This window comes from Corynebacterium sp. CCUG 65737 (assembly GCF_024454115.1).
In the GTDB taxonomy this organism is placed as follows: Bacteria; Actinomycetota; Actinomycetes; order Mycobacteriales; family Mycobacteriaceae; genus Corynebacterium; species Corynebacterium genitalium.
In genome coordinates this window covers 18,551-42,090 of record NZ_JAGPZB010000010.1, presented here as the reverse complement: position 1 = coordinate 42,090, position 23,540 = coordinate 18,551, and the positions used below count along the sequence as shown (strand labels likewise).

The window sequence follows — 23,540 nt, the reverse complement described above, 5'->3', positions numbered from 1 at the left end:
CATGGTCTACAGCGAGGCAGCGTTCGAAGTTGACGCGCTCGACTTGCTTGGCGAGCTCGACTGGACGCCAGTCAACGGCAAACAACTCGCTCCCGGCAGCGGTGAGCGCGACAATTGGCGCGACATCGTACTTCGCGGCCGCCTTCTCAACGCTTTGCGCAACCTCAACCCCGGGGTACCCGATGAGTACCTACGGCAGGCGATGGCTGAGGTGATTACTCCGCAATCGCAAAGTGCGATCACGGAGAACCACCGTCTGCATGAGATCTTGGTTGAGGGGTACCGCGGAATCGAATACTACGATGCCGACGGCGCGCGGAAGAACCCCACCATTACGTTCTTCTCACGCGACCCGTCCAAGAACGACTACATCGCAGCGAATCAGATCACCATCCGGAACCTGGACAAGGAACGGCGGTTCGACGTTGTGCTGTACGTCATCGGGATGCCGCTAGCGATCATCGAGTTGAAACAGTCCGGTTCCACAGCCACCGTCGAGAATGCGTTCAACCAGATCCGCACCTACGTTGAAGAGTTCCCGATGGCTTTCCGCTTCGCCAACATCGTGGTCGCTTCCGACGGCATCGATGCCATCTATGGAACGCCTTTCACCCCGCGCGAGCACATGAGCACATGGCGTGTCGACGACGACGGCGAACCATTTGAACAAGGTCCCCTCGTCGTGGTTAATGGCGAACAAATGACCGAATTCGACATGCTCATGTGGGGCCTGTTCAACGTTGAGCGCTTCGGACAGATTTTCGTGGATTTCACCGCGTTCGATGAGGTCGACGGGGAGTTGCGCATGCGAGTGGCGAAACCGCACCAATACTTCGCCGTAACCAAAGCCGCGGGCAGGACTATCCAAGCTGCCCGCAGCGACAAGAAGGCGGGTGTGGTGTGGCACACCACGGGCTCAGGCAAGTCCATGGAAATGGAGATGTATACCGCGAAGATCATGCGTGATGCCCGTCTGGATTCCCCCACCGTTGTTGTGCTCAATGACCGCAACGAGCTGGACAAGCAACTCTTCGACACGTTTTCGGTTTCTACCCTGCTGCCCGAGGACCCCATTCACATCTCGAGCCGAGAAGACCTGCGCGATCAGCTCAGGCAACGTCAGTCGGGCGGAATCTACTTTGCCACCTTGCAGAAGTTCGGTCTTCAAGGCACAAAAGAGGACCGCGAGCTAGAACACCCTGTGCTTTCGGAACGGCACAACGTGGTCGTGATCTCGGACGAGGCACACCGTTCCCACTATGGCTTCGGTGATACAAATGCCGACGGCTTCGCGCACCACCTGCGCACAGCCTTGCCGAACGCAACCATGATCGCGTTCACCGGCACCCCGATTGATGAGTGGGACCGGAACACCCGCGAAGTCTTTGGCGGCGAGATCGATGTCTATGACATGAATCGCGCCGTCGCGGACGGCGCGGTGGTTCCGGTTTACTTCGAGCCGCGGTTGATCCCCCTGGAGCGGATCCAAGGGATCACGGATGAGGAGATCGACGATGCAGCTGCCGGCATCCTCGCGGATATCGATGAAGAAGATCGAGAAAAAGCTCAGCGCTCCGTCGCAGTACTGAATACCGTTTACGGTTCGGAACAGCGCCTGAGCACTCTTGCACAGGACTTCGTACGTCACTGGGAGGACCGCCGGAAAAACATGTGGCAGTTCATTGGTGGACCCGGTAAAGCGATGCTCGTGGTTCAGACCCGCGACATTGCTGCCGACTTGTACGAGAAGATCATTGAGCTGCGGCCGAACTGGCACGACGATGACGACCTCAAGGGCAAACTCAAGGTCATCTACTCTGGTGCCGCCTCCGACCCATCGCACCTGCAAAAACACATCCGCAATCAGAGCCGGATGGATGCGGTCAAGGACCGGATGAAAGATGCTGACGATGAACTCGAGATCGCCATCGTCCAAGGGATGATGCTCACTGGGTTCGATGCTCCCCCACTGCACACGCTCTACCTGGACCGTCCCCTCAAAAGTGCGTTGTTGATGCAGACGCTCGCCCGCGTGAACCGCAAGTTCCGGCAAAAAGAAAGCGGGTTGCTCGTCGCCTATGCGCCGCTCGTTGACAACCTTCAGGCGGCCATCGCCGAATTCACTAAGAGTTCGTCCGATGAGGATGAAAAGGTGATCGGCCAAAATATTGAAGAAGCTCTGACGATCGTTCGCGGTTTCGTCGGCAAGCTCGATTCCCTCGCAGGCGAAGAATGGCGCGAGCTAGAGGTTATCGGCGAACAGCGTAAAGCTCGCCTGCAGCTTTTGGCAAAGCTACGCGATCCGCAGACGGTGGATGAGAACGGGCAGTACTCGTTAGCGAAACAGTTCAACGAAACTGCCGGCAAGCTTGCTAGGGCATGGGCACTGGCCTCCGGTAGTCCGAACGCCGTTGAGTACCGTAGCGACGTTCGCTTCTACTCGGACGTGCGCAACCAGTTGATCAAAATGGAAGCTGCAGACCGCCGTGCCAATGGCGAGCCACTCGGCGAAGAGATCATCATCCTACTGAGCCGGCTCGTTGTCGAATCCGCAGCATCGTCTGAAGTCATCGATATTTACGGTGAGATCGATCGTGAGCTACCCAATCTGCAGGACTTGAACTTCGAGGCGCTTGAACTTGAACGCAAGACAGGCTCGGAGACAGCATTGCTTATCGATGCCCTCAGGCGCGACCTCCTGCAAGAATCCCGCACCGCCACGGGCAACAACGAAGTACGTGCGAAGCAGTTCTCCGAGCGCATTCGCGAGCTGATGAACCGGTACACCAACCAGCAGCTCACCTCTGCTGAAGTTATTGCCCAGCTTATCGAACTGTCGAAAGCGATTGTTGCAGAGAATAAGCGCGGCGAATCTTTCACCCCTCCCCTGAGCAACGATGAGCTGGCGTTCTACGATGTTGTAGCCTCCAACGGGTCTACCGGTGAGGTTCTCGGGGACGATGTTCTAGCCCAAATCGCGCGAGACCTCGTAGCTGCACTGCGCCGCGACGCAAAGACCGATTGGACAGTGCGCGACGATGTCCGAGCGAAGTTAAGGCGCTCCATCAAGTCACTTCTGCGCAAACATGGATACCCAGCAGAGAAGCGCAGTGATGCAGTCGTTCTGGTCTTGGAACAGATGGAGCGCTTCGCGCCACGCTTGTCGGAGGTAGCGTGATGCGCGACCTCTTATCAGCTCAAATCGGTGTGAAGCTGGAGAAACCAAAACATTTGTCGTCCGCTAACTGGGACGCAATTGCAAAAGAGTATGAGCGTCTCACAAGAGCCGAGTCCGCAGACGACTTGGGGGACATCATCGGACAGTGTAAATGCCTCGTCGAAAGTGTGAGCCGGGTAACGCTAGAGCTCGATGGACGCCCACCACCCAGTAACGCCTCGTACTCAGAGGTCGCAAAAGATGCACATGAACTGCTTATCGATGTTAAAACCGAAGGTAAGCAAGTAGAAAGTGCAGGCAGGACGGCGTCCACACAGATGTCGAAAATTGCACGATCTCTTGGCGCATATCGAAACTCCCATGGCTCTGGACACGGAAGAGCATTCCTTCCTGAGATCCGTGAAGACACAGCTTTATCCATTGCGTCCTCCGCACTCTTGTGGGTTCACTGGGCGCTTCCTCGATTGGGTGACTTCGCTTATGGTCGCCCGAAAACGCTAATCCATGACCTTATTATCGACAACGCGGTCTTTTACCGTGGCACTTTGACCCGACGGTTAGAGGGCGCAGATCTGCCCCGGATGCAACCAAACCATCAACGTGAGGTTGGTGTCGCAGTGGCTAGACGGTCTATGCAGGGAACCTTCGTAGTCGCAGAGGATGGTGTGGAATCATGCGCGGACTCTAACTCGCTGGAGTTTTGGTCTGAGCAATACAGACTCGGCGTCGTCCGCGGACTATTCACCGACAAAAACGGAGATATCACCGTAACGAAATGGGGCGTCCAGAATGCTCTATTAGTCTTGGCCCCCGTTGAGAAGATCGCGGAAGAAGTTCGTGATGTTAGCAATCTTCTACTAGCCGCGGGCCTGTCGGCGATGCTGGCTCTTTCTTCGGAGGAGAAGAGTCAACTTACAGACACATTCAATCTCATTGAGAAAACACGATCGGGGGATGATCTCCTCTCCATCAAGAACTTACGCGACACCTTGGATATACCCCCTTTCTAACTCTGGGGCGTTAACGGGGCACTTGCAAGTCTCTTAGGAACTGACCCTTAGTGCCCGCGCGGCTGGTCGATCGCCTTGCCGTCCTCGAAGTAGGGGCGAACGTGGTTGTCGAAGACGGATAGGGCCACACCGATCACCATATGCATATCCAGGTACTGGTATGTGCCTAGGCGGCTGCCGAAGAGCACCTTGTTCTCGCGGGATTCCTCGGCGGCGAGACGTTCAGTGGAGCTAAACGTCATGCCGCATCGGCTGCCATGGAATTGAAGTTTGAACACGGCTTGAAAGAGTTCGCAGAGGTTGATATTATGAATGCCATCAGCTGGCCAGGAGGCGTGGTTATTGTCCACAACCTGGTCGGCGCTTTGTATTAAGGGGGAAGATTGGCACTGGATCCAGCCTCGTTCGACTTTGAGGGGGTCTTTAGCGAAAGCCGTTTGGAGCCTTTCCTCCGCCACACCAATGACGATCTGGCAAAGGCCAAGAGAGCCTACGCGTGGAATGCGGGGATCGCGTCGAGGTACATTGCTCGAACCGGTTTCGTAGAAGTAGGACTCAGAAATATTCTGGACGAATCGATGGTCGCTCTAACCGGCTTCGATCGCTGGTGGGACGCTTCCTACGAGGATTTGGCACCTTTCACTCAGCGTAGCGTCGACAAAACTCTTAGGCAGAGGGCGTTCGAGGGTGCTTACCCCCGAGATCGGTTCATCGCCAAAGCCGAGTTTGGTCTATGGACATCGCTCCTGCACCAAAGCAATGCAGAAAACTTTACCCAGCTAGCGAATCACGCTTTCGGGATGAAACGCGGCCACATGTATGACGTGATGGATAGAGTGCGCCGTTTGAGGAATCGGGCAGCACATCACGTTTGCCTCTTGGGCGATGATCACCTCGCAAACCAAGCGTTGATCAATAGAGCATTGGACTACATAGATAAGGATTTAGCTGTCTTCGTTGCTCAGGCAGACGATTTAGAACGGCTGCTGCAAAGTTACGATTCTTTCCTTGCTGGAAACTGCCACCTTTAGAAAAGAGAATCCTTAGGTTGACAGAATTCGGCAACCCACTTAGTAAAATGACCATCTGCTGCTCTCAAAGTAAGAGAATGAAGGCCACGTAGCAGCTTCTGGACTTCCCCGTTTTTACCCCATTCGTACGCGATTGTCGCCGGCGCTACTAGTCCATGAAAGGCCAAGTGCCTAATGCCCTGCACTAGCGGTTTCACATCGCTACCACCATCCGACAACCCCGCAAGTGTCTCTCTCAATTCATTCCGCTTCACGTACTGTTGCAAAGCTTTCCGCAGTTTTGTCGCCTCATAACCCCGGTACAGATCTGCAAGCTCCTCCGAACAGAGGGATACTCGCAAATACTTCTCCCGTGATCTCTTGCTAGCAAGTGTCGAAACTCGAGAATCGAATTTCAACGCTCCCTCCAGGGCCTCCAATGTGGAATAGGCCATCGCAAGCTGCAACAGGTCTGCATAGCCCCTAAAAGCTGAGGTGTCGGTTTCGAACGATATAGCCATTGTTGACGCTGCCCGATAACGATTAGCGAAACGAGAAACTGATGTGTTCAAGTCCTGCTTCCACGGCCGCCCCGATAGTGAATCAACGTAGGAAACGAAAGCGCGCCAGTCAGACGGATAACCAACTGGGTAACTGTTTGTCATTAGTGCCCGCGCGGCTGGTCGATCGGCTTGGCGTCCTCGAAGTACGGGCGAACGTGGTTGTCGAAGACGGACAGGGCCGCTCCGATCGCCATGTGCATGTCCAGGTACTGGTAGGTGCCTAGGCGTCCACCGAAGAGGACCTTGTTGTCGCGGGATTCCTCGGCGGCGAGACGTCGATAAGCTTCGAGCTTGGCGCGGTCATCGGGCGTGTTGATCGGGTAGTACACCTCGTCGTCGTCTTCTGCGAAGCGGGAGTACTCCTTCACAATCACGGTCTTCTCATCCGTGTAGTCGCGCTCCGGGTGGAAGTGGCGGAACTCGTGGATGCGGGTGTAGGGGACATCGGCGTCGTTGTAGTTCATCACCGGAGTGCCCTGGAAGTCCCCTGTTTCCAGCACTTCCTGCTCGAAGTCGAGGGTGCGCCAGCCGAGACGGCCTTCGGCGTAATCGAAGTAGCGGTCCAGCGGGCCGGTGTAGACAACCGGGGCATCCGGCGATTCAGCGCGGACTTTCTCGCGGACATCGAACCAGTCGGTGTTCAACTGCACATCGATGAGTTCGGACGACGCCATGTTTTCAAGCCAGGCAGCGTAACCGTCGACAGGCAGACCCTCGTACTTGTCGTTGAAGTAGCGGTTGTTGAATGTGTAGCGCACGGGTAGGCGGGAGATGATCTCCGGCGGCAAATCGGTGGGGTCGGTTTGCCACTGTTTGGCGGTGTAGTGCTTGACAAATGCGTCGTAAAGCGGCTTGCCGATGAGCGCAATACCGCGCTCCTCCAGATTCGTGGCAGCGGCGGGGTCGAAGCCTTCGCGCTGTTCCTCAATGAGCTCGCGCGCCTCATCCGGCGAGTAGTAGCGCCCGAAGAACTGGTTGATCAGGCCCAGGCCCATGGGGAACTGGTACGCGGTGCCGTCGTGCATAGCGAAGACGCGGTGCTGGTAATCCGTGAAATCCGTGAAACGGTTGACGTACTCCCATACGCGGTCGTTGGAGGTGTGGAACAAGTGGGCACCGTATTTGTGCACCTCAATGCCGGTTTCCGGTTCCGGCTCGCTGTAGGCGTTGCCGCCGATGTGCTCGCGCTTTTCGACGACTAACACGCGCTTTCCCAGCTCAGACGCTGCCTGTTCGGCGATAGTGAGGCCGAAGAATCCGGATCCGACGACGATGAGGTCATAAGTCATGCGTTCCAGCGTAGTGGGGTCGGAGCGCCACGGCAGGGACAGACGCGACACGCCGAAGATTCACAATGTCACCAGTTGTCACACGAGTCACTTAAACTTCGTTGTGATCTAGATTAGTCACAGCTGTCACAATTAACTCAGGAGCGATCACCGTGAAAGCACGTACACGTTTGAACCCGTCTTCCCGCAGGAAGACGCCGGTCATCGCCGCCGTCACCTCCGTAGCCCTTGTTGCCGCTGGTGTTTACGGCGGGAACGAGATTCTCAAGACCCAGGATGCCGCCGGTGCACAGATCGAGGTGACCACCTCGCAGGCATCGCTTTCCGACGCTGAGAATGTCGTCGTCGACGACCCAGCCGTCGCAACGCAGGGCGCAGAAGGCGACGCCGCCCGCACAGTCAAGGAGTTCACCCGCGACGAGGAGTTCTCCGTGTTCGGCCTACAGTGGGAAGGCGACCGCGACATTGTCGCCTTCGTCCGCGCCGAGCGTGCCGACGGCTCCTGGTCCGAGTGGTACCCGATGGACCTGCTGTCCACCCCCGAGGACGCCACCCACCAGGGCACCGAGCCGATCTACGTCGAGCCGACCAAGAAGGTGCAGGTCTCCACGGCCAACGTGGACCTCATCGAGAACGGCGACCTGAACATTGGCGGAACCGAAGTCACCGACCAGGACGACATTCCTGACGTTCCGCTTCCTGACGATGCGCTTCCCGACTCTGACCCGGTCGACCTCCCCGACGTGCCCGACGCCGACTCCCCCGCTGTCATGGGCGACGCACCGGCGCTGCCGACCAACTACGGTGACATCGCACCGGTGGCGGACATCGAGGAGCTCAGCGAAGAAGGCGCCGAAGAGCACGGCGATGAAGACCCCGCCGAGGCTCCGGCCGAGGCTGCTCCGGTGACCACCGCCAGCGACCTCGAGGCCGTCTTCATCGACGGCGGCGAGGGCACTGTCGATGGTGCGATCGCCCCGGCCCAGTACAACAGTAACGGTATGCCCAAGGTGATCACCCGCGCCTCCTGGGGTGCGAAGAACGCCACCGGCACGAGCTACACCGAGCCGACCAAGGCCGTCACGGTGCACCACACTGCTGGCTCCAACAACTACACCGCAGCTCAGGCACCGGGCATCATGCGCTCGATGCAGGCCTACCACCAGGGCCTGGGCTGGCAGGATCTGGGCTACAACGCCGTGGTGGACAAGTACGGCAACATCTACGAGGGCCGCGCAGGCGGCCTGGACCGCGGCCCGCAGGGCGCGCACGTCGGCGGCTTCAACTCCAACACCTGGGGTGTGTCCATGATGGGCGACTACTCCAAGACAGCCCCGACCCCGCAAGGGCTCAAGGCCATGGGCGACATCATCGGTTGGAAGGCCGCAAGCTCGAACTTCGACCCGACCGGCACCGTCTACCTGCGCTCCGACTACTCCTTCCGCGGCACTAAGTTCCCGAAGGGCTCCGGCGCGAACTTCCCGGCCATCAACGCCCACCGCGACTTCCACTACAACGACTGCCCGGGCGACATGCTCTACTCCCAGCTGGGTACTGTCCGCAGCCACGCGAAGACCAAGTACAACGAGATCAAGGGCGGCGGTGCAGCACCGGCACCGAAGCCCGCTCCGAAGCCGAGCAACGGCAACAACGGAAACAACGGCAACTCCGGCACGGTGAAGGACTCGAACGGCACGGAGACCAACATCAACAACGCGGCCAACCTGTCCAGCGACATCTCCTTCGAGGACATCCTCAGTGGTGACCCGGCAGCAATCGCTGCTGCCGTGGGCTCTGTCGCCGGTGCTGTGCTCCTCTTCATCGCAGGCAAAGACCTGATTCCGGAGGAAGTCTCGAACGTGGCCAACATTGAGGTCCTGCCGGGCATGACGCTGTCCAGCCTGCGCCCGCACATCGGCAAGATCGTCGAGATGTCCGGCAGCGAGGATATTCAGGACACCTGGCGCAAGGTCGATCCGATCCTCGGCCAGCTCGACGGAGTGGTCAAGGGTGTCGGCGGCGACGAGTACGCCTTCTTCGAAAACGGCGTCGAGGCGCTCTCCTCCGACGGCAGCAGCGTGGTCATGCCCGAGAAGATCGCCGACGCCTGGCTCAAGCAGGGCATGGACCTCGGCCCGCTGGGCAAGCCCGTCAAGAGCGACGATGCAGCCTCCGGCGGTGACGTCCGCGTCGACTTCGAACGCGGCAAGATCACCTACAACGTGCAGACCAACAAGCTGGACGTCACTATCGACGAGCGCTAACCGCTAAGGCGCCAAGTCCAGGGAGCGGGAAACCGCTTCCTCCCATTGCGAAACGAGCCGGTCCCGGTCGGGGCCGGCCATTTCGTTTTCCCAGGTGGTGTCCCCGCCGAGGCTCAAGGGGTCGTCGATAAGCCCAGCGCCAAAACCCGCTGCACTGGCTGCGCCCATGACTGTCGTCTCCATGTTGTCTGGGCGGACCACCGTGGAATTGAGCATGTCGGCTTGCATTTGCATGAGCAGGTCGTTGGCGGTCATGCCGCCGTCGACACGCAATGCGTCGATGCTGATGCCGGAGTCTTTCTCCATCGCGTTGACCACCTCGAGCGTTTGCAGGCAGGTCGCGTCGAGGGCAGCGCGCGCGATGTGGCGGCGGTCGATGTAGCGAGTGATGCCGGTGATCACGCCGCGCGCGTCCGGGCGCCACCGCGGGGCGAACAGGCCGGAAAACGCCGGAACGATCACCACGCCCGCGGAATCGTCGACCTGGCTGGCAAGCGTCTCCGACTCGGCGGCGGAAGACAGGATGCCCATCTGGTCGCGCAGCCACTGGATCAGTGAGCCGCCAACCGCAACTGACCCCTCCAGCGCATAGACCGGCTTCTTGCCGTCCTGCTGGTAGGCGACGGTGGTCAGCAGGCCGTGATCCGAAAACTGCGGCTCCTCACCGGTGTTGAGCAGCATGAACAGGCCGGTACCGTAGGTCATCTTCGCGTCGCCCTGCTCGAGGCAACCCTGGCCGAACAACGCGGCCTGCTGGTCGCCGAGCACACCCGTGATCGGCACATCGCGGCTGCCCTTGCGCCGGCGCATGGTGCCGAAAGAACCGAAGCTCGGCCTGATCTCCGGCAGGATCTTGCGCGGGACACCGATCTCCTCGCAGAGCGCGTCATCCCAATCGAGGGTCCCCAGGTCCATGAGCAGCGTGCGCGACGCATTCGTCACATCGGTCACATGCTGGGCGCCGCCACGACCGAAAACCGAGCGCTTCCCGCGCGCGCCGCCGGTGAGATTCCAAATCAGCCACGTATCGACGGTGCCCGCCAGCAACTCCCCCTTCTCCGCCCGCTCCCGCGCACCCTCGACGTTATCCAGGATCCACGCCCACTTCGGACCCGCCGGGTACGAGTTAGCCAACAGGCCCGTCTTCCGCAGGTAGCGGCCCTTTTCGCCCTCCCCGAAACGCTCGGTGCGGGTATCTTGCCAGACAATCGCGTTGTAGACGGGCTTGCCTGTGGCTCTATCCCAGACCACGGCTGTTTCCCGCTGGTTTGTCAGGCCGACGGCGCTGATGTCTTCGAGCTCCAAGTCAGCGTCGACAAGCGCCTCGGACAGCGCGCGACGAGTATTGCGCCAAATCTCCCGCGGATCGTGCTCCACCCAGCCCTCACGCGGCATGATCTGCTCATGCTCGAACTGCGCCGTCCCCGCCACCTCACCGTCGGTGGTGGTGATGTAGCAGCGTGTCGACGTCGTCCCCTGGTCGATGGCAGCGATGTACATGGGGGCTATTAAACCTTATGGGGTTGGGGGTCGCGGTGGCGCCTAGCGGTGCCGGAATACTGCTGGCGGTTTTCCGGAATACTGCTCATGCGAAGCTGCAGGTCAAAAGGATGCGTTCTTGCTTATAACCTCGAGCAGTATTCTAAGGCCTGAATGCTCACTGCAGTGCGCACGGTGATGCTGCGCTGCCAGGTCCAGCTGGTTCATGATGGACACAGGAAACCCCGGGGGGATCATGGACAAGCAGGCAGAACTCGAACTGATACGGGAATCAATCCGGCACTGTAGGTCAGCGGTAGTCACAGGTCCTGCGGCTACGCGCCTTATGGGTGTGAACACTCTGACTTGGGTGAGGAAGACAGATGTCCTCCTCCGCAATGGTGCGAAACCCCGGGCCAAAATGAAAGGGCAGCTTGTGTACCGCAGTGCCATCCTCAAGCCCCACGAGATCCGAGAGATCAACGGGGTTGCAGTAGTGAGGCCAGTGAGAATGCTCCTCGATACACTGCGCTACCACGGGAGACTCGAATGCCTCGTAGCCTTGGAATCTTTGCGGAACAAGTGGCCTGACAGGTTCACACAGGCCCTTCTTCTGGAGTCGTGTGAAACTCTTCCCCGCGCAAAGGGGGCCAAGGACCTGCGTGAACTCATTGAATATTCCGCCGACACCAGCGAAAGTCCCCTTGAAACCGTCGCGCGCGATCGGTTGCTGCAGCTTCCCGAAGTGGTCACGCTCGAACCTCAGGCAGAGATCGCCTACCGAGGCGATTATGGGGAACTATGCCTCTCACGGGTGGACTTCTTAATCAACGGATTCCTCGTCGCAGAGGTGGACGGGGCAGCAAAATACTCCGGCATATACGGGGATCCACGAAAGGTGATTACCCGGGAGAAGACGCGAGAGAACGGCATTCAAGCCGAGGGCTTCCCGATCGTGCGGGGAGATTGGACATCAGTCATGGAAGGCATCTTCGCCAACCGAGTTGCGCAGATCGTGCGCGCGGAAGAGAACAGGAAGTACTCCATCTACCGGAGAGGTGCCTAGCGACGCTGGAATACTACTGGGCAGTTTCCGGAATACTGCTCGTAGAAAACACCAGGTCAAAAGCGTGCAAAAAAGCTTATATGCTCGAGTAGTATTCCAGGCCAGCAAGGCAGGGCCCAGCAAGGCAGGCGCCAGCGAGCGGGCGGGCAGGTCGGGCTGGCCGGACTGCAGCGAGCTAGAACCACCGCTCCAGCACCCGGGCCACCCCGAAGTCGTCGTTGGAGGTGGTGACAAAGTCAGCAGCATCGTGAACGATCGGGGCCGCATCCGCCATGGCCACTCCCATTCCGGCCCAGGCGAGCATCTCAATGTCATTGGGCATGTCGCCGAAAGTGAGCACCTGTTTCTGATGCACGCCGTAGTGGGCGGCCAGGGTGGACACGCCGGTGGCTTTATTGATGCCGGGGGCGGAGATCTCGATCAAGCCATCGTTCATGGAGTAGGTGACGTGGGCGTCGGCAGGGTCGATGAGCGGAGCGACAACGTCGAAAAGCTCGGCGGAATTCATGTCAGCGCGCCGGACAAGGATCTTCGCGGCGGGCACCGAGGTCAGCTCGTCGACGTCGACCACGCCGTACCCGATGTCCCACAGGTCTGGGCTGTACCCGGGGGTGATCAGGAAGCATTCGTCCTCGGGGTCGAAGGCGGAAGATCCGACACGCTCGACGCCGAAACCGTACTCAGAGGGCGAAGCCGGCCCGAAGACCTCCTGCACCGCGGAGGCAATGTCGCGCAGGGTGTCGGGCTGCAGTTCGTGGCGCGCCAGGACTTCATCGCGGGCAGGGTCGTACAGCACGGCACCGTTGGCGCACACGCTCAACGGGGTGAACGGTAGCTGGTCGAGGACGGGGGTGAGCCAGCGGTGGGGGCGGCCCGTCGCTAAGCACACGTGCGTTCCGCTGCGGACTGCGCGCGCCAGCTTATCCCGCAGGCGGGAGCTGACGCGGCCGTTGCTGTCCAGCAGTGTGCCGTCAATGTCGCTGACGATGAGCCGTGGTGCCACTACTTCTTGCCCTTCTTCCTGTCGCGCTCGGCCTTTTCCCGCTCCTTGATCACGCGGGCCTCCTCGAGCGTCGGCGCCGAGCCGCCCATGGAGGCCGGCATCCAGTCCAGGCCGGGCGGGAATGGGCCGAAACGGTCGTTGTACTGGGCGCGGGAGACGTCGAGAAGCTCCTGCATTGCGTCTTTGAGCCGCTGCGTGACCTCCTCTGCCGTGCCATCAGTGGAGATAGCGGGGCCAATGTTGATGACAATCGGATAGTGGTTGCGGCCCAGGCTGGGTTTGCGGCCCTTTGTCCAGAATCGCTGCGTGCCCCAAGCGGCGACGGGGATGAGCGGCGCGTCGGACTGCTGCGCAATGCGGGCGGCACCGGTCTTGAAGTCCGACAGTTCGAAGGACGGAGAGAGCGTACCGTCAGGGAAAATGCCCACGACCTCGCCCTCTTCAAGCCGCTCAACGGCGGTGACGATGCTGTCCGCGCCGAGGGACCGGTCGACTTCGATGTGGCGCACAGAGCGGCAGACCGGGCCGAGCAACCAGTGGTCGAACAGCTCCTTCTTGGCCATGTAGCGCGTCGGGCGGCGGCCGCGGAGCATGCCCGGCAAAGCGCCGGCGATGAAGTCGTAGTAGCCGATGTGGTTCGTCGCAACAAGTGCCGGCCCCTCAACCGGAACGTTCTCCAGGCCATGCACGAAGATCTTCACTCCCTGCGCACGAAGCAGAGGGATCATCGTGTTCCTGATCGCCTGATACATCCGCTCGCGCTTCCAACCGGGCTGGATGGGCACCACCGGAACGTCGGCCGGGATGTAGAAAATCCCGTTCTCAACGCGGTAGTCAGGCTCGTTCACTTCCTCGCCTCCCGTGCAGCTTTCTTGGCGGCCCGCTCGCGCTCCAGGATCTGGTTCGCCTCCTCCAGCGTCGGGGCACTGCCGCCAAGGGAGGCCGGCATCCAGTCCAGACCGTCCTCGAACGGCCCGTACTTCTCGGCGTACTTTTCCCGCAGTTCTTCGAGCTGCGCCTGCATTGCGTCCTTGACCCGGCGCGTGTCTTCCTCCGCGTTGCCGGTCGCCCAGATGGGTTCGCCGTAGGAGACGAACACCGGTGTCTTGGAGCGGCCAAGGTTCTTCTTCAGGTCCTTGGTCAGGATGCGCTGCGAGCCCCAAATCACTGTCGGGATCATGGGCACCCCAGCTTCGTGCGCGATGCGCGCGGCACCCGTCTTGAACTCGGCGAGTTCAAACGACCGCGAGATCGTCGACTCCGGGAAGATGCCCACGAGTCCGCCGTCAGCAAGCCACTTTGTGGCCTCGCTAATCGACGCCGCACCCGCCGCACGGTCCACCGGCACATGCTTCATCCCGCGCATCAAGGACCCGACGACGCGCATGTCGAAGACCTCTTTCTTCGCCATGAACCGCACCAGCCGCTTGCCCTGCAAGTGCGGGCCGATGCCAGCAATGATGAAGTCGTAGAACCCCGTGTGGTTGATCACGTACAGGCCACCCGATTCAGTCGGATTGTTCTCCACGCCGAAGATGGTGAACCGCAGCCCTTGGGCGCGCATGATCCCTTTGAAACCGGAGATAATGGCCTGATAAAACCGCTCGCGGGATTCTTTCGGGTGGGGCGCTGGCGGGGTGAAGTCGCTGCCTGCGACGTCGAAAAGCGTCATGGCGTGAGCACCTCTTTCCCGACCCACGGGCGCAACGCCTCAGGCACGACAACCGACCCGTCCGCCTGCTGATTGTTTTCCAGAATGGCTACGAGCCAGCGCGTGGTGGCCAGCGTGCCGTTGAGCGTCGCCGCGGTCTGGGTCTTACCGTCCTCGTTGCGGTAGCGCGTGTTCAGGCGGCGGCCCTGGAAGGTGGTGCAGTTCGACGTCGACGTCAGCTCGCGATAGGTGTCCTGCGACGGCACCCACGCCTCCGTGTCGAACTTGCGGGCGGCGGAAGCGCCGAGGTCGCCAGCTGCAACGTCGATAATGCGGTACGGCACCTCAACCGCCGCGAGCATTTCGCGCTCGAGCCCCAGCAGCTTCTGGTGCATCTCCTCGGCGTCCTCGGGCTTGCAGTAAACGAACATCTCCAGTTTGTCGAACTGGTGGACGCGCAAAATTCCCTTGGTGTCCTTGCCGTAGGAGCCCGCTTCACGACGGAAACAGCTCGACCACCCCGCGTACAGCAACGGCCCATCGGACAGATCGATGATCTCGTCGCGGTGGTAGCCGGCCAGAGCGACCTCAGAGGTGCCCACGAGGTAGAGGTCATCGCGCTCGAGGTAATAAATCTCCTCGTCATGGGCGTCGAGGAAGCCGGTGCCCGCCATGATCTCCGGGCGGACCAGTACCGGCGGCACCATGACCTTGAAACCGGCCTCGCGCGCTTTCTGCGCAGCCAGCATGAGCATGCCGAGTTGCATCCACGCGCCGTCGCCGACGAGGTAGTAGAAGCGGGCGCCGCCGACCTTGGTGCCGCGCTTCATGTCGATGATCCCCAGGGCTTCGCCCAGATCCAGGTGGTCCTGCACTTCAAAGTCGAACTCCGGCAGCTCGCCGACGTGCTCGAGCACCTCGAAGTCCTCTTCGCCGCCCGCGGGAGCGCCCTCGATGACGTTGGAGATGGCGTATTGCAGCTTGACGACGTTCTCCTCCGCCGTCTTCTGCACCTCCTCAGCCTCTTTGACCTTCGTCTTCAGCTCGTTGGAACCCTCCAGCAACGCGGGCCGTTCCTCCGGCGAGGCCTGGCCGATCTTCTTGCCAAAGGCTTTCTGCTCCGCCCGCAAGGAATCTGCCGTAGCGATCGCTCCGCGACGCTTCTCATCCGCCGCCAGGAGGGCGTCTACTAGCCCCGGATCCTCACCGCGGGCGTGCTGGGAGGCACGGACGACATCGGGATTTTCACGCAGAAACTTCAGATCAATCACGGTTATAACACTACCGTCAGGCATGATAGTGGGTATGGCTGCACGAAAATCCGCTTTGACCCCGGCCGCGTTGCGCACCATTTTGGTGGCCACGCTCGCGGGCTCGCTAGGCATGGGCACCTACGCCGCCGCGACCGGATTCGATGTTGCGGCAGGCAACGGCAACGGAAACGGCACCTCCCAGACGTCGTCCACGTCGAAGAAGGGCGATGACACCGAAGCCTTCACCGCCGCCGACCAAGGCGCCTGCCTGACGTGGGAGTCCCAAGAGGACGGCTCCATCTCCGGTTTCACCGAAACGCCCTGCGACAATGAGCACCGCTTCGAGGTCACTGCCCGCGAAGACCTGAACACCTACCCCACGCAGGAATTCGGTCCGGACGCGCCACCGCCGAACCCGACCAGACAGGCGCAGCTGCGCGAGGAGCTGTGCCAGACAGCATCCATCCGCTACCTCAACGGCCGCTACGATCCGTCGGGCCGCTACTCCATCGCCCCGATTCTTCCGCCCGTCGAGGCGTGGGAGCGCGGCGACCGCACCATGCTGTGCGGGCTGCAGGAAACTGATAGCCAAGGCACCCCGATCCTCACCGTCGGCCACGCCGCCGAGCAGGACCAGGCCCGTGTCGCGGAGCCCGGCACCTGCGTGATCACTGATGACGCCAACACGCTGCGGACCGTCGATTGTGCCGACCCGCACCACATTGAAATCACCGAGAAGGTCGACCTGGCCCCCGTCTTCCAAGACCGCACCCCGTCTACCGAGGACCAGAACAAGTACTTGGGCGACGTGTGCGCCAAGGCCGCAGAGAACTACCTCGGCGGGGAGGAGAACCTATACCAGTCCACCCTGCAGGTGTACTGGGGAACCTCCAACAGCCAGGCATGGGACGGCGGCAGCCGCTCCGTCAACTGCGGACTGATCTCCGCCAAGGACGACCGCTTCGCCGAGATCACCGGCTCCGCCAAGGACGGCCGCGACGCGCTGAAGGTTGACGGCGAGACACCGAAGCCCCCGCCGGAGCGCCGCCCGCTGCGCGAGGAATCCGAAAGCCCCAGCTCGACCGAAGACACCCCGTAATGGAGCCGGTCAGCGACGAGGTGTTCGAGGGCCTCATTAATGACGCCCTCGACCAGATCCCCGAGGACTTCGCCCGCAACATGACCAACATGGTCATCCTGGCCAGGCCCTATAACGAGGACAACCCGAGTCTGCTCGGCCTTTTTGAGGGCGTGCCGCTGCCGAAGCAGCACGCCAACCACACCGGCTTCCTGCCGGATGCAGTGTTCATCTACAAAGATGCCCTCGAAGCGATCTGTTCTGACCTCGACGAGCTCCGCCACGAGGTGAAAGTCACCGTGTTCCACGAGGTCGGCCACTACTTCGGCCTCGAGGAGCACGAGCTGCACCACCTCGGCTGGGGCTAGGCGCCGGGAAGGTCGTAGTCAGCCCACTTCACCATGCCCCACTGGCCGAAATCAGCCACGGGATCCCCGGTCGGCCCGGCACACGGATCTAGCACGACGAACTGGCAGTTCGGCAGGTAGGACCGCTCGGCATACGTCGGATCGACCTCGCAGGCGTTGGCGGTGAACGCACGGATGGCGCCGCCGTGGGAGACGGCAACCGTCGTCACGCCTTGGGCTGTTTGCTCCGCGAACGGCAGCAACGCGCCCTTGTAGCGGGCGAGGAAGATTTCCAGCGAGTCGCCGTCCTGGATCCCCGAGGCTAGGTCGCGGCGGTAAAAACCGCGAAACGCCTTCAGATACGCGTCGTGCGCTTCCCAGGAATAGTGCATCTCCCATTTCCCGGCGTGGACTTCCTGCAGCCCCTCGACGGCGGGAATGTCGCCGAAACGCTCCCCGAACGCGATGGCCGCAGTCTGTCGGGCGCGGGTCGCCTGGGACGAAATCACCTGGTCAACATCGTATTCAGCCAGAATGCGCTCCCCCGTCTCGCGCGCCTGCTCTTGGCCCAGCTCCGTCAGCTCCGCCCCCGGCAGAAGCGTGTCCAGCTTGTGGTCGACATTGGACGTGGTCTGCCCATGACGCAGAAGAATCAGCATTTAGTTCCCTTCCCTCGCAGCACGGACCCAGTCCTCGGCCTCGCGCAGGCGAGCCGGGGCCTCGATCGTGTCCACAACCGCTTCTTGCTTATCGACGAAGCGCGGCCACGACCCCAAAAACGCTATCTTCGACGCCCGCAGCCACAAGGACCGCAGCGCCTCCGCCACCTGCACATCATCAATGTGGCCGACGAAGTCCACGTAGAAGTTATAGGTGTTGGCTTCCTCGCGCGTCGGGCGCGACTCGATGCGGCTCAGGTCCACCCCGCGGTAGGCGAATTCCTGCAACGCTCCGACGAGCGTGCCGGGTTCGTTGGGCAGCTGGAAGACGACGGAGGTGCGGTCGTCGCCGGTCCGCGGCGTCGGCACGCCCCGCGGCCCGGCCAGCACGAACCGTGTCCGCGCACCGCGCATGTCCGCGATGTCTTCGGCGACCACCTCCAGGCCGAACAGGTCCGCTGCTCTCTTCGGCGCCGCCGCGACATCCGCCTGCCCTTCGGCCACAGCTTGCGCTGCCGCCGCGTTCGAGCTCGCGGCCACGAACTCCACGCCGGGAAGGTTCTCACCGAGCCAGGAACGGACTTGGCGGTGGGCGACAGGATGCGTCGAAAAGCGGGCGGCATCTGAGAGCTCGAAGCCCGGCCGCGTCATGATGGCGAAACTGATCGGCAACTCCACCTCGCGGTACACCATCACCCCCGGCGCCTCCACGAACGCATCAGACGTGCTGGTCACAGCACCATCGACCGAGTTCTCGATGGCCACCACCGCGTACTGGGCCCGCCCGTCGCGCACCGCACCCAGCGCCTCCGACGGCGAATCCACGGGCAGCGGCTCCACGTCGCCGATGTGCTCAGCCAGACGCCACAGCGCCTCCTCGGTGAACGTGCCCGCAGGACCCAGATACGCGACGGTTGCAGTCATAGTTCCCCAGCCTACAGTTGCTCTCATGCACGCCCGGCTCAAACTTGAGATCCTCATCGTCCTCGCTGTCACCTTCGGCATGTCCGGGCTCAAGGCAGCCATGAAGCTTATCGACGCCTGGCTCTCCCCCACCCCCCTCAACCAAAAACAGGTCGTCCTCAACGACTCCGTCTCGCGCCTGGACTGGCTCGACGTGGGCCTCCAGCTCGCATCCGCTGGAACCTTGATCGCGTGGGGGCTTCTTGCGCTGTATTTGTTGGCGGTGGTGCCGGCTGGTTCGGGTTCTGGCTCGGGGTCTGCGGTCGGGTCGGGTGCCGGTTCGGCTTCTCATGTCGGTTTTGCGTGGCGGTGGCCCGGGTGGCGCGACTGGGCGTGGGGCGCGGGGTTAGCCGCACTGATCGGCCTACCTGGCCTGGCTCTTTACGTGGGCGCCTTGCACTTCGGATTTTCGGCGGAGGTCGTCCCCGCCACCGACTCATCTAAGTTGCCCCTGCTGTTGGCCTGGTCTTTCGCCAACGCCTTTGGTGAAGAGATCGTGGTGGTGATGTGGTTTGTCTCCCGGCTGCGCCAACTCGGCGTGCCCGTGTGGGGTGCCATCGCCGGGTCCGCTGTCCTTCGCGGATCCTACCACCTCTACCAGGGATTTTCCGCCGGCTTGGGCAATGTGGTCATGGGCGTGGTTTTCGCCTGGTTCTACGCGCGCACCGGAAAAGTCTGGCCACTGATCCTCGCCCACTTCCTTATCGACGCCGTCGCCTACATCGGCTACCTTTTCCTCGACCTCTCTTGGCTTGGGATATAGCAGGGAGTCCGCAGCGCGGACAGGCCAGGCTACAAAACCGCAGGGACTCCGCAGAATTTGCGGGGGCCCGGTGACGACAGGTTGGGGGCCGGAATACTGCTCGCTGTTTTCCGGAATACTGCTCAAGTAAACGTGCAGGTCAAAAGCATGCTCTTTGGTTTATGTGGTCGAGCAGTATTCCGGAACTCGACGGATTGCACTCCGCAAGGTGGACGGCCTCGGTTGTAAAACTGCAGGGACTCCGCAATGCGGAGTGGACGGTCACAAAACCGCAGGGAGTCCGCAGCGTGGACTCTTCTAAAACTTCCCAATGTAACTGGTGTGAATTGCTGGGACATGTGATGTGAGCGTTTAGGATAGTCACCATGTCGACAACGCCGCCGAGACCTCCACACTCCAACGATCCCCGGGACAACCCCGGGGACTTCGTTGTGGGTCGGGACGGCAAACCGCTGATCGACCGATACGGCCGTCCGATCCGCAAGCGTGCAACAAGTCAGAACCCCAGTGGCCAACCCAACCAGACCCAGTGGGGCGTCGGCCGTGGCGACGAAGAGCCCGTGCGCAGGGCGGCTCGCGAGCGGCAGCCAGCCTCGCCCGAGCGACCAGACCGAGCAGAGCGGCCACGTCAATCAGAGCGACCAGCCCGAACAGCCCAACCAGCTCAATCGGACCGGCCGCGCCAGTACTTGCCGAATGAGACGGGGTATCAGCCTCGGCAGACTCCGCACCATTCGCCGCAATCGGCGGAAAGAGCAGCAGACCGTCCGAACCGCCCTGCAAGGAACGCGCAGCGTTACCGCGATGACCTACCGGGCGATCTGAACCAGCCGCGGCAGCGGCCGGGCCAAAGACCAGCGCAACGACGTGACCAACCGTACGAGCCTCCCCGCCAGCGCCGGCGCCCGCGGTTGCGCATGCCCCGGCTCCGGGGCTGCATCCCGACGGCGCTGACACTGCTACTGGTTCTCATTGTGGCAGGCACCCTCTTCGTGGATACGCGCCTGACCCGCGTAGATGCCTTCCCGGACAACCAGGTGGCCAACACAGCAGGCACGAACTGGCTGATTGTGGGTTCGGACTCCCGCCAGGGTTTGAGCGACGAAGACATTGAGCGCCTGGGAACCGGCGGCGATATTGGTCAGGGCCGCACGGACACGATCATGCTCATGCACTTGCCGGCCACGGGAAAGCCGACGCTGGTGTCGCTCCCGCGTGACTCCTACGTGGAGATTCCTGGATATGGGATGGACAAGATCAACTCGGCGTTCGCGTTCGGTGGCCCGAAGTTGCTGACGGAGACGGTGGAGCAGGCCACGGGCCTGCGCATCGACCACTACGCGGAAATCGGCATGGGCGGTCTCGCCGGGCTGACCGACGCAGTGGGCGGCGTGGAGCTATGCCCGTCCGAACCGATCCAGGACCCGTTGGCGAACCTGGACGTGCAGGCAGGCTGCCAGAAGATGGATGGGCCGACCTCGCTGGGTTACGTCCGCACGCGCGCGACGGCGATGGGCGATCTGGACCGTGTCCAGCGCCAGCGCGAGTTCATGAGTGCGCTGATGAAGCGCGTGGTCTCACCTGGTGTGCTGCTCAACCCGTTCCGTCTGGTTCCGATGGCCTTGCGCGGAACGAACCTGCTCATCGTCGGCGAGGGCGACCACGTGTGGCACCTCGCGCGCATGGCGCTGGGGCTGCGCTCGGGCGTGGAAACGGAGACTGTCCCCATCGGACAGTTCGCCGATTCCGAGGTGGGCAGCGTGCTCATCTGGGATGAGGCGGGTGCGCAAGAGCTCTTCGCTAAGTTGCGCTAGAAAGCATGTGCTTTACGACGCCCGCTGCTCTAGCTCCTCCGGCGTCGCCCCGGGCGTGTGATCGTTCACGCCGGGGAGATGGTGCCGGCCGGTGACGTAGTACAGGGCGACAACGATGACGCTGAAGGCGATGCCGACCCAGAAGGCCGGCCTGAACTCGGGGAGCCAGAGCATGATGCCGAAGGTGAACAGGATGAACGCCACGGCGAAGTACTGGCCGTAGGGGAACAGCGGTGTCTTGTAGGTCAGGGCGGCGGCTTCTTCGGGGGTCATGTGGCGCCTCGAAGCGAGGTGCGCCAACAGGATCATCAACCACACGAAGATGGTGGCGAAGGTGGCCAAGGACGCGATGAGCTCGAAGACGCTCTCCGGAATGCGGGCGTTGGCCACGACGCCGACGACCATGACGATGAGAAGGATGATCGTGGTCATGACGGGCACGCCGCGGACGGTCTCCGCCATGATCGACGGCGCGAACTTCTGCTTGGCCAGCCCGGTGAGCACGCGGCCGGCACCGAAGATATCGGCGTTGATAGCGGACAGAGCGGCAGTGATGACCACGATGTTGAGCAGGCTGGCCGCCCAGTTCACGCCGAGAACGGAGAAAATCTGGACGAAGGGGGACTCCTCGCCGGTGATGGTGCGCCACGGGTTGATCATCAAGATGACCAGGATGGACAGCACGTAGAAGATGAGGATGCGCACCGGCACGGCGTTGACGGCCTGCGGGATCGCCTTCTTCGGTTCGGCCGCCTCGGTGCCGGCGACTCCGATGATCTCGGTTCCGCCGAAGGCGAAGAGCACCAGGATGAAGGAGGCGACCATGCCTTCAAAACCGTTGGGGAAGAACCCGCCGTCGTTGACTAGGTTGGCCGGGCCGGTGGCGGCGTCGGAAAGCCCGAAGGTGAGCACGGCCGCGCCAGCGACGATCATGGCGATGACCGCGCCGACCTTGATGATGGTGAACCAGAATTCCAGCTCGCCGAATGCTTTCGCGCTGGCGAGGTTGGCGGCCCCGACGATGAGCAGCGCGGTGACGATCCACACCCAGCGGGAGACATCCGGGAACCAGAAGCTCATGTAGACACTGATGGCAGTCAGGTCCGCCAGCGCCACAATGACCATTTCGAAGGCGAACATCCAGCCGGTCAGGTAGCCTGCGACGCCGCCTAAGTGCGCACGCGTGTACTCGGCGAAAGAGCCGGTGACGGGGTGGCGCACGGCCATCTCGCCCAGGGCGCGGAGCATGAAGTACACCACGGCACCGCCGAGCAGATAGACCAGCAGCACAGACGGGCCGGCCGCTTGGATGGCACCGAATGAACCGTAGAACAGGCCGGTGCCGATAGCCGAGCCCAGGGCGATGAAGTTGAGGTGGCGCGTGTTCAAGCCCTTCGGCTTGGTCCTAGATGTAAGGGCTTGCGCAGACGAGGGGGAAGACACAGGTTCAGACACACGCTGAGCTTAAGCCCGCCCCCGGTCGGGGGAGAAAACGCTCCCTAAAAAGGGTTTAGAGCCTAGCCTTCCGACTCTTGCGGTGAATCCGCCGGAACGATAGGAGGTTCTTTCTTATGAGCAGCAAACATGAGAAACACTGGGGTGAAAGCGACTATCGCCATAAAGACCGCTGGGACCGGCTTATCGAACCAAGCCAGGAGGAAAGCTCCAACACCGATGAGGATCGTTAGGGCATCCCCTGCTGCCGATTAGAACGCTGGGTGTTTCCGTCGATCGATCTTGCCACCGCACGCTGAATCTCCGCGTTTGATTCCACTTGCACGCGTTGAATCGCAACACCCTCCTCTGCCATGCGGAGAATGCGATCGGCCGACCCAGGTAGAACTTCGTCGTATCCACGAAAAGCAGCGACCGGAGGGAGGGGGCCCGAATGCTCAACTACAGCAGAGAAACTGGGGTTTTCGTAGCCAGAAGGTCCGGAAACTATCTCGCCTTCTACCGCTTCGTCTGGGACTGGTGCCGCTTCATGGCCCTCTTCATCGACGTCCCGGTCTGCTTCCATGCCTCGCGCACGACTTCCCCTGATGCGGGGGCTTCGATCAGGTAGATTTCCTCTCCGGTGTTCGTTCTCGCGATCACCTTCCGCCCCGACTTCGGACTCAGGTAATTGGTTGTCATCTTCCATCACTCCT

20 protein-coding genes and 1 pseudogene are annotated in these 23,540 nt (G+C 61.4%); 9 read left to right on the top strand and 12 right to left on the bottom strand.

Annotated features, from left to right (window positions below):
• Nucleotide 1 precedes the first annotated feature (1 nt).
• Together KBX17_RS08615 and KBX17_RS08610 are read left to right on the top strand one after the other, a co-directional pair.
• The gene (locus KBX17_RS08615) at nt 2–3,178 is read left to right on the top strand and encodes a type I restriction endonuclease subunit R (RefSeq protein ID WP_256019407.1); all 3,177 of its coding nucleotides are present in this window, start codon (nt 2–4) and stop codon (nt 3,176–3,178) included.
• Nucleotides 3,178–4,188: an abortive infection family protein gene (locus KBX17_RS08610; protein ID WP_256019453.1), complete on the top strand. Its 1,011-nt coding sequence runs from the start codon at nt 3,178–3,180 to the stop codon at nt 4,186–4,188. The genes KBX17_RS08615 and KBX17_RS08610 overlap by 1 nt, the downstream gene beginning before the upstream one ends.
• 47 nt (nt 4,189–4,235) lie before the next feature.
• Here KBX17_RS08610 and KBX17_RS08605 read toward each other — a convergent pair.
• A pseudogene (locus tag KBX17_RS08605) lies at nt 4,236–4,409 on the bottom strand (UDP-galactopyranose mutase); the annotation flags it as partial.
• Nucleotides 4,410–4,571: 162 nt separating this feature from the next.
• On the opposite strand from KBX17_RS08605, the gene KBX17_RS08600 reads away from it, so the two are divergent.
• Nucleotides 4,572–5,219 (top strand): hypothetical protein, encoded by a 648-nt coding sequence (locus KBX17_RS08600; RefSeq protein WP_256019406.1) that lies wholly within the window; start codon nt 4,572–4,574, stop codon nt 5,217–5,219.
• 643 nt (nt 5,220–5,862) lie between these two features.
• Here the strand turns inward: KBX17_RS08600 and glf are convergent.
• On the bottom strand, nt 5,863–7,050 hold the full coding sequence (gene glf / locus KBX17_RS08595; protein WP_256019404.1) for a UDP-galactopyranose mutase: 1,188 nt from the start codon (nt 7,048–7,050) through the stop codon (nt 5,863–5,865).
• 152 nt (nt 7,051–7,202) lie between these two features.
• Here glf and KBX17_RS08590 point away from each other — a divergent pair, with 152 nt between their 5' ends.
• Entirely contained in the window at nt 7,203–9,314 is a 2,112-nt protein-coding gene (locus KBX17_RS08590) for an N-acetylmuramoyl-L-alanine amidase (protein WP_256019403.1), read from the top strand.
• A 3-nt stretch (nt 9,315–9,317) separates the two neighbouring features.
• On the opposite strand, the gene glpK is transcribed toward KBX17_RS08590, so the two are convergent.
• On the bottom strand, nt 9,318–10,814 hold the full coding sequence (glpK, locus tag KBX17_RS08585; RefSeq protein ID WP_256019401.1) for a glycerol kinase GlpK: 1,497 nt from the start codon (nt 10,812–10,814) through the stop codon (nt 9,318–9,320).
• A gap of 349 nt (nt 10,815–11,163) precedes the next feature.
• Here glpK and KBX17_RS08580 point away from each other — a divergent pair, with 349 nt between their 5' ends.
• On the top strand, nt 11,164–11,859 hold the full coding sequence (locus KBX17_RS08580; protein ID WP_156774797.1) for a hypothetical protein: 696 nt from the start codon (nt 11,164–11,166) through the stop codon (nt 11,857–11,859).
• Between the two features lie 175 nt (nt 11,860–12,034).
• On the opposite strand, the gene KBX17_RS08575 is transcribed toward KBX17_RS08580, so the two are convergent.
• The 4 genes from KBX17_RS08575 to serS are packed head-to-tail and all read right to left on the bottom strand — an operon-like array spanning nt 12,035 to nt 15,784.
• Nucleotides 12,035–12,862, bottom strand: a complete 828-nt coding sequence (locus KBX17_RS08575) for an HAD family hydrolase (protein ID WP_256019400.1) — start codon at nt 12,860–12,862, stop codon at nt 12,035–12,037.
• The gene (locus KBX17_RS08570; protein WP_256019398.1) at nt 12,862–13,710 is read right to left on the bottom strand and encodes a lysophospholipid acyltransferase family protein; all 849 of its coding nucleotides are present in this window, start codon (nt 13,708–13,710) and stop codon (nt 12,862–12,864) included. The genes KBX17_RS08575 and KBX17_RS08570 overlap by 1 nt, the downstream gene beginning before the upstream one ends.
• Nucleotides 13,707–14,534: a 1-acyl-sn-glycerol-3-phosphate acyltransferase gene (locus KBX17_RS08565; RefSeq protein ID WP_256019397.1), complete on the bottom strand. Its 828-nt coding sequence runs from the start codon at nt 14,532–14,534 to the stop codon at nt 13,707–13,709. Before KBX17_RS08565 ends, KBX17_RS08570 begins: the two co-directional genes overlap by 4 nt.
• The gene (gene serS, locus KBX17_RS08560) at nt 14,531–15,784 is read right to left on the bottom strand and encodes a serine--tRNA ligase (protein WP_256019395.1); all 1,254 of its coding nucleotides are present in this window, start codon (nt 15,782–15,784) and stop codon (nt 14,531–14,533) included. Before serS ends, KBX17_RS08565 begins: the two co-directional genes overlap by 4 nt.
• A gap of 34 nt (nt 15,785–15,818) precedes the next feature.
• Between serS and KBX17_RS08555 the strand changes: the two genes are divergently transcribed.
• Together KBX17_RS08555 and KBX17_RS08550 are read left to right on the top strand one after the other, a co-directional pair.
• Nucleotides 15,819–16,865: a septum formation family protein gene (locus tag KBX17_RS08555; protein WP_256019393.1), complete on the top strand. Its 1,047-nt coding sequence runs from the start codon at nt 15,819–15,821 to the stop codon at nt 16,863–16,865.
• Nucleotides 16,865–17,212, top strand: coding sequence for a metallopeptidase family protein (locus KBX17_RS08550; RefSeq protein WP_255995813.1), 348 nt, complete (start codon nt 16,865–16,867; stop codon nt 17,210–17,212). Before KBX17_RS08555 ends, KBX17_RS08550 begins: the two co-directional genes overlap by 1 nt.
• Here the strand turns inward: KBX17_RS08550 and KBX17_RS08545 are convergent.
• Complete coding sequence (locus KBX17_RS08545) at nt 17,209–17,850, bottom strand: histidine phosphatase family protein (protein WP_005287992.1); 642 nt, start codon at nt 17,848–17,850, stop codon at nt 17,209–17,211. The two genes, KBX17_RS08550 and KBX17_RS08545, sit on opposite strands and share 4 nt — an antisense overlap.
• Nucleotides 17,851–18,774, bottom strand: coding sequence for a prephenate dehydratase (gene pheA / locus KBX17_RS08540; protein ID WP_256019392.1), 924 nt, complete (start codon nt 18,772–18,774; stop codon nt 17,851–17,853).
• 25 nt (nt 18,775–18,799) lie between these two features.
• On the opposite strand from pheA, the gene KBX17_RS08535 reads away from it, so the two are divergent.
• Together KBX17_RS08535 and KBX17_RS08530 are read left to right on the top strand one after the other, a co-directional pair.
• Nucleotides 18,800–19,576, top strand: a complete 777-nt coding sequence (locus KBX17_RS08535) for a CPBP family intramembrane glutamic endopeptidase (protein WP_256019389.1) — start codon at nt 18,800–18,802, stop codon at nt 19,574–19,576.
• A 365-nt stretch (nt 19,577–19,941) separates the two neighbouring features.
• Nucleotides 19,942–21,390 carry an LCP family protein gene (locus tag KBX17_RS08530; protein ID WP_256019387.1) on the top strand — a complete coding sequence of 483 codons (1,449 nt, stop codon included), beginning with the start codon at nt 19,942–19,944 and terminating at the stop codon, nt 21,388–21,390.
• Between the two features lie 12 nt (nt 21,391–21,402).
• On the opposite strand, the gene KBX17_RS08525 is transcribed toward KBX17_RS08530, so the two are convergent.
• From KBX17_RS08525 to KBX17_RS08520, 3 genes are all read right to left on the bottom strand, one after another.
• Entirely contained in the window at nt 21,403–22,833 is a 1,431-nt protein-coding gene (locus tag KBX17_RS08525) for an amino acid permease (protein ID WP_370687600.1), read from the bottom strand.
• Nucleotides 22,834–23,074: 241 nt separating this feature from the next.
• The gene (locus KBX17_RS11565; RefSeq protein WP_370687599.1) at nt 23,075–23,410 is read right to left on the bottom strand and encodes a DUF2335 domain-containing protein; all 336 of its coding nucleotides are present in this window, start codon (nt 23,408–23,410) and stop codon (nt 23,075–23,077) included.
• Nucleotides 23,344–23,526, bottom strand: coding sequence for a hypothetical protein (locus KBX17_RS08520; protein ID WP_005287973.1), 183 nt, complete (start codon nt 23,524–23,526; stop codon nt 23,344–23,346). Before KBX17_RS08520 ends, KBX17_RS11565 begins: the two co-directional genes overlap by 67 nt.
• Nucleotides 23,527–23,540 lie beyond the last annotated feature (14 nt).

Coding starts and splice junctions, on each gene's coding strand:
- KBX17_RS08615 (WP_256019407.1), top strand. CDS start 2: ATGGTCTACAGCGAGGCAGCGTTCGAAGTTGACGCGCTCGACTTGCTT.
- KBX17_RS08610 (WP_256019453.1), top strand. CDS start 3,178: ATGCGCGACCTCTTATCAGCTCAAATCGGTGTGAAGCTGGAGAAACCA.
- glf (WP_256019404.1), bottom strand. CDS start 7,050: ATGACTTATGACCTCATCGTCGTCGGATCCGGATTCTTCGGCCTCACT.
- glpK (WP_256019401.1), bottom strand. CDS start 10,814: ATGTACATCGCTGCCATCGACCAGGGGACGACGTCGACACGCTGCTAC.
- KBX17_RS08565 (WP_256019397.1), bottom strand. CDS start 14,534: ATGACGCTTTTCGACGTCGCAGGCAGCGACTTCACCCCGCCAGCGCCC.
- KBX17_RS08555 (WP_256019393.1), top strand. CDS start 15,819: ATGGCTGCACGAAAATCCGCTTTGACCCCGGCCGCGTTGCGCACCATT.
- KBX17_RS08550 (WP_255995813.1), top strand. CDS start 16,865: ATGGAGCCGGTCAGCGACGAGGTGTTCGAGGGCCTCATTAATGACGCC.
- KBX17_RS08545 (WP_005287992.1), bottom strand. CDS start 17,850: ATGCTGATTCTTCTGCGTCATGGGCAGACCACGTCCAATGTCGACCAC.
- pheA (WP_256019392.1), bottom strand. CDS start 18,774: ATGACTGCAACCGTCGCGTATCTGGGTCCTGCGGGCACGTTCACCGAG.
- KBX17_RS08535 (WP_256019389.1), top strand. CDS start 18,800: ATGCACGCCCGGCTCAAACTTGAGATCCTCATCGTCCTCGCTGTCACC.
- KBX17_RS08530 (WP_256019387.1), top strand. CDS start 19,942: ATGTCGACAACGCCGCCGAGACCTCCACACTCCAACGATCCCCGGGAC.
- KBX17_RS11565 (WP_370687599.1), bottom strand. CDS start 23,410: ATGGAAGCAGACCGGGACGTCGATGAAGAGGGCCATGAAGCGGCACCA.
- KBX17_RS08520 (WP_005287973.1), bottom strand. CDS start 23,526: ATGACAACCAATTACCTGAGTCCGAAGTCGGGGCGGAAGGTGATCGCG.